This is a genomic window from Soonwooa sp. T0.1_25, assembly GCF_057652215.1.
Map to the genome: position 1 here is coordinate 1 of NZ_JBYFBZ010000033.1, position 3,180 is coordinate 3,180.

Sequence of the window (3,180 nt, forward strand, 5' to 3'; positions counted from 1 at the left end):
AAAAGATCATTGACATTAACGGTAAAGACATCACAAAGAGAAAACCGAGCACTTATAAGTGCTTGAGTAACCTAAAAATAGGAAAGAAATCGTTAAGGGCGTATGGCGGATGCCTAGGCTTTCAGAGGCGAAGAAGGACGTGGTAAGCTGCGAAAAGCTCGGGGGATTGGCACACACGAATTGATCCCGAGATGTCCGAATGGGGCAACCCAATACATTGAAGATGTATTATCCCTAAGGGGAAGCAAACCCGGAGAACTGAAACATCTAAGTACCCGGAGGAAAAGAAATCGAAGAGATTCCGTAAGTAGTGGCGAGCGAAAGCGGATTAGCCCAAAAGTCTTTATATGTTTAGAAGAATGTTCTGGAAAGAACAGCCGTAGAGGGTGATAGCCCCGTATTTGAAAGGCATACATAGATGATAAATGAGTAGGGCGGGACACGTGAAATCCTGTCTGAATATGGGGGGACCATCCTCCAAGGCTAAATACTCCTGAAAGACCGATAGTGAACAAGTACTGTGAAGGAAAGGTGAAAAGCACTTCGAATAGAAGGGTGAAATAGAACCTGAAACCGTACGCCTACAAGCGGTCGGAGCTCACAAGTTGAGTGACGGCGTGCCTTTTGCATAATGAGCCTACGAGTTAATTTTACTAGCGAGGTTAAGGACTTCAGGTCCGGAGCCGGAGCGAAAGCGAGTCTGAATAGGGCGGTTAGTTAGTAGGATTAGACGCGAAACCTTGTGATCTACCCATGGGCAGGTTGAAGCTTTGGTAACACAAAGTGGAGGACCGAACCGGTTGACGTTGAAAAGTCTTCGGATGACTTGTGGGTAGGGGTGAAAGGCCAATCAAACTGGGAGATAGCTCGTACTCTCCGAAATGCATTTAGGTGCAGCGTCGATGTTAAGTTTATTAGAGGTAGAGCTACTGATTGGATGCGGGGGAGTCAAATCCTACCAATTCCTGACAAACTCCGAATGCTAATAAATGTTCGTCGGCAGTGAGGGCATGGGTGCTAAGGTCCATGTCCGAGAGGGAAAGAACCCAGACCAACAGCTAAGGTCCCTAAATCTATACTAAGTTGAAGCAACGCGGTTGAACTGCATTGACAGCTAGGATGTTGGCTTGGAAGCAGCCATTCATTTAAAGAGTGCGTAACAGCTCACTAGTCGAGCGGTTCGGCATGGATAATAATCGGGCATAAGTATAGTACCGAAGCTATGGATTTGTATTTAATATACATCTGGTAGGAGAGCATTCTATTTGCGCCGAAGCAGTATCGCGAGGTATTGTGGAGCGGATAGAAAAGAAAATGTAGGCATAAGTAACGATAAAGGGGGCGAGAAACCCCCTCACCGAAAGACTAAGGTTTCCTCAGCCATGCTAATCAGCTGAGGGTTAGTCGGGACCTAACGCGCACCCGAAAGGGGAAGTGGATGGACAATGGGTTAATATTCCCATACTTGCTCACACTAAAAAGGGGACGGATTGCCGTACTTACTGAAGACTGACGGAATAGTCAAGGCCTAGCCTTCGGGCGAAGCTGCTGTAGGGAAAGCGGTTCCAAGAAAAGCCGAAGTGAAGCAACCCGTACCAAAACCGACACAGGTAGTCGAGGAGAGAATCCTAAGGTGCTCGAGTGAGTCGTGGCTAAGGAACTAGGCAAAATAGTCTCGTAACTTCGGAAGAAGAGACGCCTCCCTCCGGGGAGGCCGCAGTGAAGAGGCCCAGGCGACTGTTTATCAAAAACACAGGACTCTGCTAAATCGAAAGATGCTGTATAGGGTCTGACACCTGCCCGGTGCTGGAAGGTTAAGGAAGGGCGTTAGCATAAGCGAAGCGTTTGACTGAAGCCCCAGTAAACGGCGGCCGTAACTATAACGGTCCTAAGGTAGCGAAATTCCTTGTCGGGTAAGTTCCGACCTGCACGAATGGTGTAACGATCTGGGCACTGTCTCAGCCACGAGCTCGGTGAAATTGTAGTATCGGTGAAGATGCCGATTACCCGCAATGGGACGAAAAGACCCTGTGAACCTTTACTATAACTTCGTATTGACTTTGAGTAAGTAATGTGTAGGATAGGTGGGAGACTATGAAGCATGTACGCTAGTATGTGTGGAGTCAACGTTGAAATACCACCCTTTACTTACTTGGAGCCTAACTTCTTGAATAAGAAGGACATTGCGTGGTGGGTAGTTTGACTGGGGTGGTCGCCTCCAAAAGAGTAACGGAGGCTTTCAAAGGTACCCTCAGCACGCTTGGTAACCGTGCGTAGAGTGTAATGGCATAAGGGTGCTTGACTGTGAGACCAACAAGTCGATCAGGTGCGAAAGCAGGACATAGTGATCCGGTGGTTCCGTATGGAAGGGCCATCGCTCATAGGATAAAAGGTACTCCGGGGATAACAGGCTAGTCTCCCCCAAGAGCTCACATCGACGGGGAGGTTCGGCACCTCGATGTCGGCTCGTCACATCCTGGGGCTGGAGAAGGTCCCAAGGGTTGGGCTGTTCGCCCATTAAAGTGGCACGCGAGCTGGGTTCAGAACGTCGTGAGACAGTTCGGTCTCTATCTATTGCGGGCGTTAGAAGTTTGAGCGGACTTGACTCTAGTACGAGAGGACCGTGTTGAACAAACCTCTGGTGTATCAGTTGTACCGCCAGGTGCACCGCTGAGTAGCTACGTTTGGAAGAGATAAGCACTGAAAGCATATAAGTGCGAAACTCGCCGCAAGATTAGACTTCTTTTAAGGGTCGTTGGAGATGACAACGTTGATAGGCTATAGGTGTAAAGACAGTAATGTCATAGCCGAGTAGTACTAATTACCCGTAGATTTATAGCCTATTGGTTATTTTAATCTTAAAAATATTTAAGACAAGTTCTTATAAGTGCGATAAAGGTTTTGCCTTTGTGATGTATATTACCGATAAATTAGACATCAGATAAAAGATGTCAGATATTAGACCAATTTTTGGTCTAGAATCTGAAATCTTACATCTGCCATCTAAAATAATATTTAGGGTGGTTTTAGCAGAGGGGCTCACCTGTTCCCATTCCGAACACAGAAGTTAAGCCCTCTAGCGCCGATGGTACTGCTAACGCGGGAGAGTAGGTCGCCGCCAGTTTTTTTAAAGCTCATCAACTAGTGTTGATGAGCTTTTTTTGTTTTATACCTATAGGA

General features: G+C 47.1%; 2 rRNA genes. Both read left to right on the forward strand.

What is annotated here, in order from left to right:
• The first annotated feature begins 82 nt into the window (after positions 1-82).
• Positions 83-2,841: ribosomal RNA gene (locus tag AC23MB_RS14150) — 23S ribosomal RNA — on the forward strand.
• Positions 2,842-3,016: 175 nt separating this feature from the next.
• Positions 3,017-3,124 (forward strand): 5S ribosomal RNA (gene rrf / locus AC23MB_RS14155).
• Positions 3,125-3,180: the final 56 nt, after the last annotated feature.